Origin of the sequence: Actinoplanes sp. NPDC051475 (assembly GCF_040689425.1) — a bacterium.
Lineage (GTDB): Bacteria > Actinomycetota > Actinomycetes > Mycobacteriales > Micromonosporaceae > Actinoplanes.
Genome location: NZ_JBFAZZ010000002.1, coordinates 254,793 through 269,886 on the forward strand (window position 1 = coordinate 254,793; position 15,094 = coordinate 269,886).

Here is a 15,094-nt window from a genome sequence, read left to right on the forward strand (position 1 = left end):
GCGCATCCCCTGTGGACGTCCCCTGTGGATAAGCGTCAGCCGCGCCAGAGGCTGAGCATCATCGCTTCTACCGCGATCCTCGGCTTGACGTTCTGCTCGATGGCGTCGCGGCAGGTGAGCACCGCTTCGAGGCGTCGCAGGGTGCTTTCCGGTGACCATTTCGACGCCGCTGCCGACGACTGCGCCGCCGTGTCGGTGTGGACCACGCCTACCGGTGCGCGCAGCGTCGTGATCAGCACGTCGCGGTAGAACCCGGCCAGGTCCACGAGGGCCCGGTCGAGCGCGTCCCGCTGGGAGCGGGTCAGGCGGGACCTCTGGCGCTTCTCGAGCTCCTTGATCTGCCCTGCCGCGCCGCGCATTGCGGTTGCCGCGCCTCTGCCCGTACCCCCGGCTCCCAGGGCTTGTTCGAGGGCTGCGCGTTCGGCGCTGTCGGTTTCGGCGAAGGTTGCGGCCGCTTCCGCCTCTGCCGCCTCGATGAGGGACGACGCGGCGTCGAAGCAGGCGCCCACGCCGGTCAGGCGGCGGGGGACGGTCAGGACCGCTTCGCGGCGGCTGCGGGCGTCGGAGTCCCTGGCCAGGCGCTTGGCGCGGCCCACGTGGCCCTGGGCCGCCGCGGCCGCCCAGGCGGCGACGTCGGCGGTGATGCCGTCCCGGCGTACAAGAACATCTGCGACGGCCTCGGCCGACGGCTGGCGCAACGGTACGACGCGACAGCGCGACCGGATCGTCACCGAGATGTCGTCCGGGTGGGTGGACGGGGTGCAGAGCAGGAACACCGTGCGGGGCGGGGGCTCCTCGATCGCCTTGAGCAGCGCGTTGCCGGCCGCCTCGGTGAGCCGGTCGGCGTCCTCGATCACGACCGCCTGCCAGCGCCCGCCGGACGGGGCGCTGCCGGCGCGCAGCACGAGCGCCCGCATCTCGTTGACGCCGATCGAGAGGCCCTCGGGGACCACGAACCTGATGTCCGCGTGGGTGCCGCCGAGCGCGGTGTGGCAGCCGTGGCACTCGCCGCAGCCGATGCCGTCCCGCTCGCACTGGAGGGCAGCCGCCAAGGCGCGGGCGGCGACGGAACGGCCGGAGCCGGGCGGGCCGGTGAAGATCCAGGCGTGGGTCATGGCACCCTGCGCACCGGTCTCCCCGGCGACGATCCGGGCGGCGGCCGCCGCGGCGCGGCTCAGGGTCTCGACGGCCTCGTCCTGTCCGACCAGGTCGGCGAACACAGTCATGGCGTCGATTCTCGCTCGCTCATCGGCGGTCGCCCACCTGACCGTCGTTGTCGTCGGCGGCTTGGGCGTGATTACCGGTCAATTCTTCCAGCACCTCGATGGGCACCACCTGCGTCTCCTCAGCCGACGAGGACGACAAGGACGACGAAGGAGGCAGCACCTGGGTGGCCTCAGGCGACGAGGAAGGAGGGGTGGACCGGATGACCTGCGTCTGCTCCGGATCGGCCCCGGTGGGCACCACCATCGTGGGTGCCAGATCCGCCGCCGTCAGGTCCGGGGCCGGCGGCACGTCAAGGGACGCCGGGTCCGGGTGGATGTCGTCCCCGGCCGTCAGCAGCGCGTCGACCCGGGCGGCCACCACCGCGGCGATCTCGTCGGCCGGGCGGGCGGCGTCCAGCACCAGATAGCGCTTCGGGTCGGCGGAGGCGAGGTCGAGGAAGGCGTACCGGACCCGTTCGTGGAAGGAGCGGGACTCGCTCTCCAGGCGGTCCGCGCCGAGGCCGCGGCTGTCGACCCGGCCGAGGCCGACCGTGGGGTCGACGTCTAGGAGCACGACCAGGTCGGGCTTCAGCCCGCCGGTCGCCCACGACGACAGCCAGGAGATCTCCTGGACCGGAAGGGTACGGCCGGCGCCCTGGTACGCCAGCGACGAGTCCACGTACCGGTCGCTGACCACCACCGCGCCCCGCTCCAGGGCCGGGCGGACGACGGTGGCGACGTGATGGGCCCGGTCCGCGGCGTAGAGCAGGGCTTCCGCTCGCGGGGACGGCGAGTCGCCCCCGTCGCCGTGGGCCAGCACCAGGCTGCGGATCCGTGCACCCACGTCCGTGGCGCCGGGCTCGCGCGTCACGACGACGTCGTGGCCGGCCGCGGCGAGGGCCTCCGACAGGCGGGAGACCTGGGTGGATTTGCCCGCTCCCTCGCCGCCTTCGAAGACCACGAAGATTCCGGTACGGGCGAACGGCTCGGCCGGCGACAGCGGGCGCCCGCGGATCGCGCCCCACAGGTCGGCGAGGACCGGTACGCCCCGCTTGTCGTCCATCTGGCGGAAGGCGCTGATGCCCGTCCAGACGCCGATGACGCCGGCGACCAGCAGCAGGACCCGGGTCGACGAGATGTCGACGGAGACGCCGCCCACCCGGACCGAACGGGAACTGCCGAGGCCGACCAGGACGCCGGCCAGCGAGATGGCGAGCAGCAGGACGAGCCGGGCACCGATCTGCACGACGGCGAAGACCCGCCCACGAACCTCGTCACCGACCTGGCCGCCGAGGAGTGTGACGCCGGCAAGGAAGGCCATGCCCGCCCCGGCACCGACGAAGAGCGCGCCGAACAGGGCCATGGACAGGTGGAACGCGACCGAGAGGAAGGCGACCGCGCCGCTCGCGAGCACCAGGCTGACGCCGAACCAGCGGCGGCGGGACAGCTCCTTGACGATCGCCGGGCCCAGGCCGATGCCGACCGCGAGCCCGATGAACAGGGTGGCGAACAGCAGGTAGAAGGCCGCGTCACCGGCGCCGAGGGAGGCGGTGAAGAACCGGGCTGTGCCGACGACGATGCCGGCACCAGCGAACGCGCCGAAGATGCCCAGCACAAGGCCGCGGACGAACGGGGTGCTGCCGATGTACTTCCAACCCTCGACGAACTGCCGGAACATGCTCTGCTCGGCGTTCTGCTGCTGGCGCTCACGCCGGCCGGCGCTGATCTCCTTGATGCCGAAGAACACCACCGCGGCCGTCGCCGCCCGCGACAGCGCGTTGATGTAGAGGGCGATCTGGACCGGTGATGCCCAGGTGGGCAGGCCGCCGATCGGGCCGCGGACGACACCGTCGAGGGCGGCCAGGACGAGCGCGGCCAGGATGGGGGTGACGCCGTACGTGGTGATCAGAGTGAGCTGGTTCGACGCCTCGAGGCGGCCCTTGGGGATCAGGTTCGGGACCGCGGCTTCCTTGGCCGGGATCCACATGAGGGTGATCGTCTCGCCGATGAAGGTGGCGATCACCGTCCAGGTCACCGTGAAGGCGCCGGAGTCGCTGATGAGGGCCACGACGGGGATCGACCCGTACACGAAGAAGCGCAGGATGTCGCAGATGACCATGGTGTAGCGCCGGTCGAACCGGTCGGCCATGACGCCCGCGATCGGCCCCAGGATCAGGGCCGGGAGCAGCCGGATCGCGATCGTGCTGCTGAACGCGCTGCCCTGTGCCACGCTGCCGCTGACCTGCTGCGAGGCGAACAGCGCGGTGGCGAGGATGCCGATCCAGTCGCCGAACGAGGCCACGCTGAGCACGAGCCAGAGCCGCCGGAACGGGCGGATCCGCAGGACGGAACGCAGCGCCGCGACGCCGGAGAGGTCCACCGGGGTGGCGTCCTTGCGTGCCGTGCTCGTCTCGGTGTCGATGGCCCTTACCTCCCGGTAGTCACTGCCCGAAGCACTCTAACGGGCGCACGCTGTGAAGCGTGGTGCGCTCGTACGGGTGGCGCATAAATGAGAGTGTTTCGCATTCTTCGATGAGCGGTTAGGTTGCTCCTCGTGACGGCCGAACGCAGCGCCCTGCAGAAACGTCTCGACCGGGCCACCGCGGACCTCGAGACGCCACTCGCCGTGGTCGACCTCGCCGCGTTCGACGCGAACGCCGCCGCGCTCACCGCGCGTTCGGCGGGCAAGCCGATCCGGGTGGCGAGTAAATCGGTACGGGTACGCGCGCTGCTCGACCGCGTGCTGTCCCGCCCCGGCTGGTCCGGCGTCATGGCCTACACACTGCCCGAGGCGATCTGGTTGGTCCGCACGGGTACGAGTGACGACGTGCTGGTCGCGTACCCGACGGTGGACCGCGGCGCGATCGCCGAGCTCACCGCCGACCCGCGGCTGGCGGCGGCCATCACGGTCATGGTGGACAGCACGTCCCACCTGGACCTCGTCGACGCGGTGACGGCCCCGGGCAGCCGCCCCGAGGTACGGATCTGCCTGGAGCTGGACGCGGCGTGGCGCCCCGCCGGCCCGCTGCACATCGGGGTACGCCGTTCGCCGGTGCACTCCGCCGCGCAGGCCGGGGAGCTGGCCCGCCGCCTGGTGGCGCGGCCGGGCTTCAAGCTGGTCGCGATGATGGCGTACGAGGCGCACATCGCCGGGCTGGGCGACGCACCGCCCGGGCAACTCCTGCGCGGCCGGGCCATCCGCCTCATGCAACGCCGCTCGCTCCGGGAGCTGATCGAGCGCCGGACGGCCGCCGTCCGGGCGATCGGTGAGCACGCCGAGCTGGAGTTCGTGAACGGCGGCGGCACCGGCAGCGTGGCAGCGACCGCCGCGGACCCGTCCGTCACCGAGGTCACGGCCGGTTCCGGGCTGTACGGACCCGCCCTGTTCGACACGTACCGGGCGTGGCAGCCCAGCCCGGCGGCGTTCTTCGCGCTGTCGGTGGTCCGGCGACCGGCACCACGGATCGCCACGGTGCTCGGCGGGGGCTGGATCGCCTCGGGGTCCCCCGAGAAGGCCCGGCTGCCGGTGCCGTGGATGCCGGCGGGCCTGCGCCTGCGCCCGGACGAGGGGGCCGGCGAGGTCCAGACACCCCTGATGGGAGCGGCCGCCGACGGGCTCCGCCCCGGGGACCGGGTGTGGTTTCGTCACGCCAAGGCCGGCGAGCTGTGCGAGCACGTCAACGAGGTGCACCTCGTCGACGGCGACACGGCGACGCCGGCCCCGACGTACCGGGGAGAGGGTTATGCGTTCCTCGGGTAACCCATCACGCCGGAACGTGGCGGTGCAGGTACTCGCGGATGAGGGCTTTCGCCTCGATGAGCACGGCCTCGTCGCCGGTCACGTCACGCCGGAACGCGAGCTTGATCAGCGCGTCCGCCGCCTCCACCGCGATCAGCAGCGCGAAGCGCAGCCGTACGCGGTCCATCAGCTGGAACTGGTCGACGAGCAGCTCGGCCAGCCGGTCCCCGATGACCGCGTTGTTGTCCCGCTCGGCGTCGAGCAGGTGCAGGTCCACCACGTCACCGAAGTGCAGCGTCCGGAAGCCCGGCACGCTGCGGTGCATGTGGATGTATGCGTCTATGGCCGCATCGACGCCGTCCCACCAGTGGGCGAACGTCTCGTTCGCGAAGCGCGCGGAGAGACTCTGCAGGTAAGCGTCCATGTTGCGCATGGCGAGCGCCTGGACGATGGCGCGCTTGTCCGGGAAGAACTGGTAGACCGAGCCGATGGCGACCTCGGCCCGTTCGGCCAGCAGGGTGGTGGTCAGGCCCTCGTACCCGACCTCGTCCACCAGCTCCGCGCAGGCGTCGAGCATGCGCTGGACCCGGGCAACGCTTCTGCCCTGCACCGGAACCCGCCGCAGCGGCCCGGTGGTGACGGTTGGTGTCGACACGCGTCGCCACTCCCTCTCAGCAGTGAAGTGAGAATTGTTCGCGACGGCGGCAAAGACCGCATCGCAGGTCGTAAACAACCCTCAAAAAGGAACGTTACTCGGATCAACGAGCGAGACGCATCGACGGGACGCCGGGGGTACGCGGTATCCGCGGTTTTGTGCGACTGTCCGCTCGTCGGGAGGACAGAACCGTTATGACCAGTGACAACGCCGCGCCCGTCACGTCGCTTCGGTGGCGGAACTGGGGTGGCAATCAGCAGGCCGTCGCCGCTGACGTCCTCACCCCTCGAACTGTCGACGAGGTCGCCGCGCGGGTCAAGGAGGCGGCGGCCGCCGGGCACCGGATAAAGGCCGTCGGCAGCGGCCATTCCTTCACCGGCATCGCCGCCGCCGACGACCGGCGGATGCTGCTGCACCGGCTCACCGACCTGGTGTCGGTAGACGGCGAACTGGTCACCGTGCAGGCCGGAATGCCCCTGTACAAGCTGAATGCGGTGCTCGCCGAGCACGGTCTGGCCCTGCCGAGCCTGGGCGACATCGACCGGCAGACGGTCGCCGGCGCGATCTCGACGGGCACCCACGGCAGCGCCCGGGATCACTCGACGCTGGCCTCGTCGGTGGCCGCGGTGACGCTGGTCACGGGCTCGGGCGAGGTCCTGCGCGTCGACTCGTCGTCCGAGCTGTTCCCCGCCGCCCGGCTGGGCCTGGGCGCCCTCGGCGTACTGGTCGAGGTGACGTTGCGCTGCACGCCGGCCTTCGTCCTGCTCGCCGAGGAGCGTCCGCTGCCGCTGGCGGAGGTGCTGGCCGGCCTGGACGAGCAGGTCGCCGGCAACGAGCATCTCGAGTTCTTCTGGTATCCGTACACGGACCGGGCGCAGGTGAAGGTCAACAATCGGGTGCCGGTGGTGGACCGGCCGCTGTCCCGCTTCCGGAGCTGGATGGACGACGACTTCCTGCCCAACACCCTGTTCGAGGGCCTGTGCCGGCTGGGTCGGCGCATCCCCGCGACGGTCCCGGTGATCAGCGCGGTCGCGGCGAGGGCCCTGACGGCCCGGGCCTACACGGACCGGTCCGACCGGGTCTTCTGTACGTCGCGGCGCGTGCGTTTCCTGGAGATGGAGTACGAGATCCCGCGCGAGTGCGTACCCGAGGTGATGGCGGCGCTGCCGAAGATCATCGACGGGTTGCCGTTCAAGGTGCAGTTCCCCGTCGAGGTCCGCTTCACCGGGCCGGACGACGTCTGGCTCTCCCACGGGTACGGCCGGGAGTCCGCGTACGTGGCGGTGCACCAGTTCGCGGGCACACCGTACGAGCCGTACTTCCGGGCGGTCGAGGCGTTGTGCGAGCCGCTGGGCGGGCGCCCGCACTGGGGCAAGATGCATTACCGGGACGCGGAGTCGTTGCGCCGGGCGTACCCGCGATTCGGCGACTTCCTGGCCGTGCGCGAGCAGCTGGACCCGCAGCGGGTCTTCGCCAACCCCTACCTGGAACGGGTCCTGGGACGCTAGTTGTCCACAGGCCCGTCCACAGGGTCACTCGGCGCTGGCCGTCGCCTTCGCCGGGGCGGCCTTCTTCGCCGCCGCCCTCTTTGCCGCCGGTGCTGCGTTCGCCGCCTTGCGAGGGGCCGCCTTCTTGGCCGGAGCCTTCTTGGCGGCCTTCTTCGCGGGCTCGGCGCCGTCGGCGGCCTTCTTCGCGACCGCCTTCTTCGCGACCTTCTTCTTCGGGGCCGGCCCCTTGGCGCGCTTGTCCGCGAGCATCTCGGACGCCTGCTCGACGGTCAGCTCCTCCGGCGTCTGCCCGCTTCGCAGTGAGGCGTTGAACTCGCCGTCGGTGACGTACGGGCCGAACCGACCTTCCTTGATCACCATGGGCTTCTCGGTGGCCGGGTCCGGGCCCATCTCCCGCAGCGGCGGCTTGGCGGCCCCGCGCTGGCGGCTCTTCGGGGCGGCCAGCAGAGCCAGCGCCTCGTCGAGCGTGATCGTGAAGAGCTGGTCCTCGCCCTGCAGCGACCGGGAATCGGTGCCGCGCTGCACGTACGGGCCGAACTTGCCGTTCTTGGCGACGATCTCCGCGCCCTCGGGGTCCTTGCCCACGATCCGCGGCAGGCTCAGCAGCTGCAGCGCCTGGTCCAGGGTCAGCGTCTCCGGCGACTGGGTGCGGAACAGCGACGAGCGCCGCTCCCCGCTCTCCACGTAAGGTCCGAAGCGGCCGGACTTGAGCAGCACCTGGCCGCCCGTCGCCGGGTCCTCGCCGAGGCTCTTCTCCCCGCCGCCGCCGAGGAACAGCTCCCGGACCTTCTCCGGGGTCAGCTCGTCGGGCGCGACGCCCTCCGGGATGGAGACGCGGTCGTTCGGCGACTCCTCGGTCGCCTCCGGGAGCTGGCGCTGGAGGTAGGGCCCGTACCGGCCGACCCGCACGACGACGAGCCGCCCCTCCTCGTCGTCGAAGAGGGGGATCGAGTTGATCGAGCGGGCGTCGATCGCGCTGAGGTTGTCGGTGACCAGCTTGCGCAGGCCGCCGGCCTGGGCGATCGAGCCGTCCGGGTCGGCGGTCTGGGTGCCGAAGTAGAACGCGGTGAGGAAGTCCAGCGAGGCGTTCTCCCCGCCGGCGATGCCGTCGAGGTCGTTCTCCATCGCGGCGGTGAAGTTGTAGTCGACCAGGCGCGGATAGTGCTTCTCCATCAGCCCGATCACCGCGAACGCGATGAAGGTGGGGATCAGCGCCTGGCCGCGCTTCTCCACGTACCCCCGGTCCTGGATGGTCTGCATGATCGAGGAGTACGTCGACGGGCGGCCGATGCCCAGCTCCTCCATGGCCTTGACCAGGGACGCCTCGGTGTAGCGGGCCGGCGGGCTGGTGTGGTGGCCGACCGCGGCGAGCTCGTCGGCCGTCAGCGGCTGGTCCTTGACCAGGTTCGGCAGCCGGCGCTCGGCGTCCTCGGCCTCGGCGTTCTCGTCGTCGGACGACTCGACGTAGGCGCGCAGGAAGCCGGGGTCGGTGATGGTCTTGCCGGTCGCCGCGAAGTCCGCCTCCTCCTTGGTCGTGGAGACCGCCCGGATGCGCACGGAGATCGAGTTGCCGACCGCGTCGGTCATCTGGGATGCGACCGTACGCCGCCAGATCAGCTCGTAGAGCCGGAACTCGTCGCCGGACAGCTCCTTGGCCAGCTCGCCGGGCGCGCGGAACGTGTCACCGGCGGGGCGGATCGCCTCGTGCGCCTCCTGGGCGTTCTTGACCTTGCCGGTGTAGCGGCGGGGCTCCGGCGGGACGCTGCGCTCGCCGTACAGCTCGGCGATCTGCCGGCGGGCGGCCGCGATGGCCGTCTCCGAGAGGTTCACCGAGTCGGTACGCATATACGTGATGAAGCCGTTCTCGTACAGCCGCTGGGCGACCCGCATGGTCTGGGCCGACGACATGCGCAGCTTGCGAGCGGCCTCCTGCTGCAGCGTCGAGGTGATGAACGGCGCGTACGGCCGGCGCCTGTACGGCTTCTCCTCGACCCGGGTGACCTGGAACGGGCGGTCCTCGAGGCGGGCGGCGAGCCCGCGGGCACCGTCGCCGTCGAGGTGCACGACCGCGGCACCCGGCTTGATCCGGCCGGTGGTGGGCTCGAAGTCCTTGCCGGTGGCGATGCGGTCGCCGTTGAGGGCGATCAGCGTCGCGGAGAAGTTCCGTGGCCCCTCGACCTTGCCCTGCACGGCGAGCTGGGCGTTGATGTCCCAGTACTCGGCCGAGCGGAAGGCCATCCGCTGGCGCTCGCGCTCGACCACGATCCGGGTGGCCACGGACTGGACCCGGCCGGCCGAGAGCTTCGGCATGACCTTCTTCCACAGCACCGGGCTGACCTCGTAGCCGTACAGCCGGTCCAGGATGCGCCGGGCCTCCTGAGCGTCGACCAGGTCCTTGTCGATCTCGCGCGGGTTGGCCACCGCGGCCTGGATCGCCAGCCGGGTGATCTCGTGGAAGACCATCCGCCGGACCGGGACCTTGGGCTTGATCGTCTCGACCAGGTGCCAGGCGATGGCCTCGCCCTCGCGGTCCTCATCGGTGGCGAGGAAGATCTCGTCGACCTCCTTCGCCAGCTGCTTCAGCTTGGCGATCTGCTGCTTGCGGTCGGCGGAGACCACGTAGAGCGGATGGAAGCCGTTGTCGACGTCGACTCCGAGCCGCGCCCACGATTCACCCTTGTACTTCTCGGGCACCTCGTCGGCGTTCTTCGGCAGGTCGCGGACATGGCCGAAGGAGGCCTCGACGAAATAGTCGGGCCCCAGGTAACCGGCGATCGTCTTGGCCTTCGACGGGGACTCGACGATGACCAGACGGGTCGTCCTGGCGTTACTCGGCACGGCACTCCCAAACTTCACGCTCATTCGGCGGCCCGTCGCGGACGGCGGACACGCGGACGTTCAACGTAACGCGCCGGACGAGCTCCCATTCCCCGGGCACACAGATGTCGGATGGTAACGGCCCGGCCACCGCACGCGTCCGACGGCGCCACCGTACACCGGGAACATGGCGTCATGTCGCACACAATCCCGGAAGATCACGCATGGGCGCCGCCCGGCCACCACCGCGCGGGCGCCGCGGCGGGTCGTTCGCCGATCAGCTCGGCGAGCCGGGCGAGACGCCTCCGACCTGCGATCACGTACGCCGGACCGGTCTGGATCGTGCCCGCGAGACCGACCCTTGTCAATGCGGCATCCACGGCTTTGTCAAGAGTCCCGTCGGGATCCAGACCGAGGGCGTAGCCCTGGGACACCGGCGCACCGGCGGCCGCCACCCACAGCCGCAGCCTCGGGCCGTTGAGGAACAGCCGTCCGGCCGGCGGCGGCCAGCTCCGGGAGAGGCCGTTCAGGCGGCTGCTGTACGCCGTCCTGACCTCGAACGCCACCGTCTGTTCCCCGTCGTCGCCGGCTTCATCGGGCTCCGGCGCCCGCAGGGCCGGGGCCGGTTCGTCGACGTCCTGATCCACCGGCACCGAGGTGAGTTCCACCACCGGCTCGTCCCGCGGACTCTCGGGGATCGGGTGCCAGTTGACCACGAGGCCCCGGCTGACCAGCTCCTGCACCAGGACGTGCACCCGCCAGGCGGCGTCCACCCGGACGGCGACTCTGGCCGTACCTCCCATCCGGCCCAGCCGGCCCGGACCCGCCAGCAGGCCGGCGAGGTCGGCGAGCGAGGGGTCGACGGCCTCCACCCCGAAGACCGAGAGCTGCCGGCCCGCCGGGGTCGGAGCGGCCATCCTTCCCGGCGCGGCCTTCCTTCCTTCGGCCTCCTTTCGCGGCCGGGAAGGGGCGGGCCGGACCGGCGCGGGCAGCACCTCGCGCGGTATCAGCGGCCACCCGGGCTCGGCCATGGTCAGCGGCACTCCGGAACTTCGTCGAAGGCCTGCTTGAGCTCGACCGAGGACAGGTTGCTGGTGTCGAGCTCGCTCGCCTTGTACTCGACGTTGAGGGTCTGGACCACGGTGCCGACCTTGGCGTAGAAGTCCTTCGACGGGCTGGTGGCCAGCGCCTCGATGCCCGATTTCGCCCGGCCGTAGGCGTCGCGCATCGCGCCCAGCGAGGCGGTGAAGCCCTCCGCCACCTTCTTACCCTGGTCGACGTCGGGCACCCCGGCCTCCTGCACACCGGCGCGCGCCTTCTCGCTCGCCGACTCCGCGCCGCCGAAGAGCCGCATCAGGTTCTCCTTCGCCTGCGCGGGGGTCGTCGCGGCGGTCATCTGCTGCTGGGTACGGGTGGCGAGAGTGCCGATCTCCGTACGCCACGGCGCGAGCACTTTGCACACGGAGGCGACCCAGGCGCGGGGAGCCGGGCCGCTCGAACAGGCACCGAGCGTCACGAGGAGCGAGCAGACGATGAGTAGGGGGATGGTGCGGGCCGTGCGCATGGGTTGCAGCGTACGGCCAACGAACGGCGGAGGGCACCCGGCGAGCGCCGGGTGCCCTCCTTGACCACTTCGGATCAGGCGCTGACGCGCGTGGTGGTGGGCTCCGCGGCCGGAGCCGGCTCACCCATGGAGATCGGCTTGCGCTTGCTCCAGACCACCGCGGCCACGATGACCAGCGCCGCCACCACGGCGATGCCGATCCGCAGCGGGGTGTTCTGGTCGCTGCCGACGCTCCACGCCACGACCGCCGGGGCGATCAGCAGCGAGACCAGGTTCATGACCTTGAGCAGCGGGTTGATGGCCGGGCCGGCGGTGTCCTTGAACGGGTCGCCGACCGTGTCGCCGATGACCGTCGCGGCGTGCGCGTCGGAGCCCTTGCCGCCGTACGCGCCGTCCTCGACCAGCTTCTTGGCGTTGTCCCAGGCACCACCGGAGTTCGCCAGGAAGACCGCCATCAGGGTGCCCGTGCCGATCGCACCGGCCAGGTACGACGCCAGCGCGCCCGCGCCCAGGCCGAAGCCCACCGCGATGGGCGCCATGATCGCCAGCAGGCCCGGGGTGAGCAGCTCACGCTGGGCGTCACGGGTGCAGATGTCGACCACCCGGCCGTACTCGGGCCGCTGGGTGCGGTCCATGATGCCGGGGAACTCGCGGAACTGGCGGCGTACCTCCATCACGACCGCGCCCGCCGAACGGGAGACGGCGTTGATCGCCAGGCCGGAGAAGAGGAAGACCACCGCGGCGCCGATCAGCAAACCGACCAGGTTGCGCGGGTTGGAGATGTTCAGCAGGCCGAGGATCTCGGTGCCGATGCGGTCCGCAGAGATACCCGCGTCGGCCAGCGACGACGACAGCGTGTTCGTGTACGACCCGAACAGAGCCGTCGCGGCGAGCACGGCCGTCGCGATCGCGATGCCCTTGGTGATCGCCTTCGTGGTGTTGCCGACCGCGTCGAGCTCGGTCAGGATCTTGGCGCCGCGCTCGTCGACGTCGCCGGACATCTCGGCGATGCCCTGCGCGTTGTCCGAGATCGGGCCGAAGGTGTCCATGGCGACGATGACACCCACCGTGGTCAGCAGGCCGGTGCCGGCAAGCGCGACCGCGAAGAGCGACAGGGTGATGGACGACCCGCCGAGCAGGAACGCGCCGAACACGCCCGCACCGATGAGCAGCGCCGAGTACACCGCCGACTCGAGGCCGACGCTGATTCCGGCGAGCACGACCGTGGCCGCGCCGGTCTGCGACGACTTGCCGATGTCCTGCACCGGACGGCGCTCCACCTCGGTGAAGTAGCCGGTCAGCGCCTGGATCGCGGCGGCCAGCACGATGCCGATGGCGACCGCGCCGATCGCCACCCACTGCGGGTTGCGGCCGCTGGCGACGACGCCGGCGTCCAGCGACGCGTCCTTGAACCCGGCGAACGAATCCGGCAGGTACATGAAGCTGACGATCGCGACGATGATCGCCGACAGCACGGCGGAGATGTAGAACGCCCGGTTGATGGCGGTAAGACCGTTGCGGTCGGAGGCGCGCAGCCGGGTGATGAAGACGCCGACGATGGCGATGACCACGCCGATCGTCGAGACGATCAGCGGGAAGATCAGGCCGTCCTGGCCGAACGCCGCCTGACCCAGGATCAGGGCCGCGACCAGCGTGACCGCGTACGACTCGAAGAGGTCGGCGGCCATGCCGGCGCAGTCGCCGACGTTGTCGCCCACGTTGTCCGCGATCGTCGCGGCGTTGCGCGGGTCGTCCTCCGGGATGCCCTGCTCGACCTTGCCGACAAGGTCGGCGCCGACGTCGGCGGCCTTGGTGAAGATGCCGCCGCCGACCCGCATGAACATGGCGAGCAGCGCGGCGCCGAAGCCGAAGCCCTCGAGCACTGTGGGGGCGTCACCGCGGTAGATCCACACGACCAGCGCCGCGCCGAAGAGGCCCAGGCCGACGGTGAGGAAGCCGACCACACCGCCCGTACGGAACGCGATGCCCATCGCCTTCTCGCGACCGCCGGACTCGCCGGCCGCGGCGGCCACCCGCAGGTTCGCCCGAGTCGCCAGCGCCATGCCGGCGCCGCCGATGAAGGAGCTGAACACGGCACCCACGATGAAGAACAGCGACCGGCCGATCTTCACGGTGGTCTCGTTGTCGCCGGAGCCGTGCACGGGAAGCAGGAACAGCAGCACGACCGCGATGACGACGAAGATCGCCAGGGTCTTGAACTGCCGGAAGAGGTATGCCGACGCGCCCTCCTGCACGGCGCCGGCGATCTCCTGCATGTTGGTGGTGCCCCGACCGGCCTTCAGCACCGACTGCACGAACATGGCGGCAAAAGCGAGCGCCACCAGCGCGAACACGACCGCGACGATGACGAACGTGACGTTCTGGCCGCTCAGGGACGTCTCGCCGCTCTCCGCGGCAAGGGATATCGAAGTCCCGGACATCAATGTCCTCCTGTACACACCGACCGCACCCGGCAGCGGACGAGACTGCCGGGCGCATCCCCGCTTCCGGGGAGACGACAAACCGGGTCCCGCGGACACGAGACCAGGGAGCAGTAGCTGATTACCGGCGTACTGTAGCGGCCGGACGTGGTAGTGGTCACACCTGGTTCCGGCCGTGTCGTGGTGATGTTTACCGCTGTGTTAGCGGTTGGCATTGATGGGCATCAACCTTTAGGCTCCGGCCCCGACCTGCGCACTTCTTCGTCAGCGACGGTGAACCGGCCACACCATGCGGACCTCGGTGCCCGCCCCCTCGTCCCAGGGACGAACCTGAAGATCGTCCACAAAGCCGGCCAGCAGGGCGAATCCGACACCGGTGGTCAGAGCTTCGTCGGTCAGTGACTCGTCGGCGAGCTCATCGGGAGGAAGCTTCGCAAGACCGATGCTCGCCTCGATCGGCGCGCGGTCGATCACCCGCACCGTATACAGGTCCGAGTCGGACATTTCTACCATAACGAGATCGGGTAGGCCGTACTGGTTGTGCAGGGCCACCGCCCGCGTGCACGCCTCGCCTATCGCCAGCCGTACCTCGTCGAGCAGTTCCTCGGCGACCCCCGCGCGCCGAGCCACCGCCACGCCGACCAGCCGGGCCGTACGGACGTGCACCGGGGCCGGGGAGAACGACAGCCGCACCGTGGCCATCACGCTGTTTCAGTGGTGTCGTCGCGATCGCCTGACGGAGTCGAGGTGGCCGCCTCGACGGAGGGGTATATCGGGAAGACCTGATCGAGCGCGGTGATCCTGAAGATCTTGAGCAGCGGTTCCTTCGAGCACACGAGGCCGAACGTGCCGCTCGCGGCCCGCAGCCGCTTGAGGGCGCCGACCAGGACACCGAGTCCGGTGGAGTCGAGGAAGTCGACCCTGGCGAGATCCACCACCACGTGGCGCGCCCCGCCGTCGACCAGCTCGACCAGGCGTTCCCGCAGCCGCGGGGCGGTATAGACGTCGACCTCACCGCCCACGTCGAGCACCGTGTGCTCGCCGACGGTCCGGGTCGTCAGCGACAGCTCCATCGGTTCTCCTCCCTCCGGGGCAAGCCCTCAGGCAGCCGATCTCCCCAGCGAATCTAACCACCGACCGTCATCCCCCGACGCGTGGGCACCCA

11 protein-coding genes are annotated in these 15,094 nt (G+C 70.6%); 2 read left to right on the top strand and 9 right to left on the bottom strand.

Annotated elements, in window-relative coordinates; all coding sequences use genetic code 11:
• Positions 1-35: 35 nt before the first annotated feature.
• Together AB0368_RS05680 and tmk are read right to left on the bottom strand one after the other, a co-directional pair.
• Positions 36-1,226 (bottom strand): DNA polymerase III subunit delta', encoded by a 1,191-nt coding sequence (locus AB0368_RS05680; RefSeq protein ID WP_366152603.1) that lies wholly within the window; start codon positions 1,224-1,226, stop codon positions 36-38.
• A gap of 19 nt (positions 1,227-1,245) precedes the next feature.
• Positions 1,246-3,516 (bottom strand): dTMP kinase, encoded by a 2,271-nt coding sequence (gene tmk / locus AB0368_RS05685; RefSeq protein ID WP_366152913.1) that lies wholly within the window; start codon positions 3,514-3,516, stop codon positions 1,246-1,248.
• Positions 3,517-3,759: 243 nt separating this feature from the next.
• Between tmk and AB0368_RS05690 the strand changes: the two genes are divergently transcribed.
• Positions 3,760-4,965, top strand: a complete 1,206-nt coding sequence (locus AB0368_RS05690) for an amino acid deaminase/aldolase (protein ID WP_366152604.1) — start codon at positions 3,760-3,762, stop codon at positions 4,963-4,965.
• A 4-nt stretch (positions 4,966-4,969) separates the two neighbouring features.
• On the opposite strand, the gene AB0368_RS05695 is transcribed toward AB0368_RS05690, so the two are convergent.
• Positions 4,970-5,599, bottom strand: a complete 630-nt coding sequence (locus tag AB0368_RS05695; RefSeq protein WP_366152605.1) for a TetR family transcriptional regulator — start codon at positions 5,597-5,599, stop codon at positions 4,970-4,972.
• 194 nt (positions 5,600-5,793) lie between these two features.
• Between AB0368_RS05695 and AB0368_RS05700 the strand changes: the two genes are divergently transcribed.
• On the top strand, positions 5,794-7,107 hold the full coding sequence (locus tag AB0368_RS05700; protein ID WP_366152606.1) for a D-arabinono-1,4-lactone oxidase: 1,314 nt from the start codon (positions 5,794-5,796) through the stop codon (positions 7,105-7,107).
• Between the two features lie 24 nt (positions 7,108-7,131).
• On the opposite strand, the gene topA is transcribed toward AB0368_RS05700, so the two are convergent.
• The 6 genes from topA to AB0368_RS05730 all read right to left on the bottom strand — a co-directional run bounded on the left by topA (position 7,132) and on the right by AB0368_RS05730 (position 15,002).
• A complete protein-coding gene (gene topA, locus AB0368_RS05705; protein WP_366152607.1) occupies positions 7,132-9,945 on the bottom strand; it encodes a type I DNA topoisomerase in 2,814 nt (937 codons plus the stop codon).
• Between the two features lie 197 nt (positions 9,946-10,142).
• On the bottom strand, positions 10,143-10,841 hold the full coding sequence (locus AB0368_RS05710) for a hypothetical protein (RefSeq protein ID WP_366152608.1): 699 nt from the start codon (positions 10,839-10,841) through the stop codon (positions 10,143-10,145).
• A 116-nt stretch (positions 10,842-10,957) separates the two neighbouring features.
• Entirely contained in the window at positions 10,958-11,488 is a 531-nt protein-coding gene (locus AB0368_RS05715; RefSeq protein WP_366152609.1) for a hypothetical protein, read from the bottom strand.
• 74 nt (positions 11,489-11,562) lie between these two features.
• Entirely contained in the window at positions 11,563-13,929 is a 2,367-nt protein-coding gene (locus tag AB0368_RS05720; RefSeq protein WP_366152610.1) for a sodium-translocating pyrophosphatase, read from the bottom strand.
• A 264-nt stretch (positions 13,930-14,193) separates the two neighbouring features.
• The gene (locus tag AB0368_RS05725; RefSeq protein WP_366152611.1) at positions 14,194-14,634 is read right to left on the bottom strand and encodes an ATP-binding protein; all 441 of its coding nucleotides are present in this window, start codon (positions 14,632-14,634) and stop codon (positions 14,194-14,196) included.
• A complete protein-coding gene (locus AB0368_RS05730) occupies positions 14,631-15,002 on the bottom strand; it encodes an STAS domain-containing protein (protein ID WP_366152612.1) in 372 nt (123 codons plus the stop codon). Before AB0368_RS05730 ends, AB0368_RS05725 begins: the two co-directional genes overlap by 4 nt.
• Positions 15,003-15,094: the final 92 nt, after the last annotated feature.

Coding starts and splice junctions, on each gene's coding strand:
- AB0368_RS05680 (WP_366152603.1), bottom strand. CDS start 1,226: ATGACTGTGTTCGCCGACCTGGTCGGACAGGACGAGGCCGTCGAGACC.
- AB0368_RS05700 (WP_366152606.1), top strand. CDS start 5,794: ATGACCAGTGACAACGCCGCGCCCGTCACGTCGCTTCGGTGGCGGAAC.
- AB0368_RS05710 (WP_366152608.1), bottom strand. CDS start 10,841: ATGGCCGCTCCGACCCCGGCGGGCCGGCAGCTCTCGGTCTTCGGGGTG.
- AB0368_RS05720 (WP_366152610.1), bottom strand. CDS start 13,929: ATGTCCGGGACTTCGATATCCCTTGCCGCGGAGAGCGGCGAGACGTCC.
- AB0368_RS05730 (WP_366152612.1), bottom strand. CDS start 15,002: ATGGAGCTGTCGCTGACGACCCGGACCGTCGGCGAGCACACGGTGCTC.
- AB0368_RS05715 (WP_366152609.1), bottom strand. CDS start 11,488: ATGCGCACGGCCCGCACCATCCCCCTACTCATCGTCTGCTCGCTCCTC.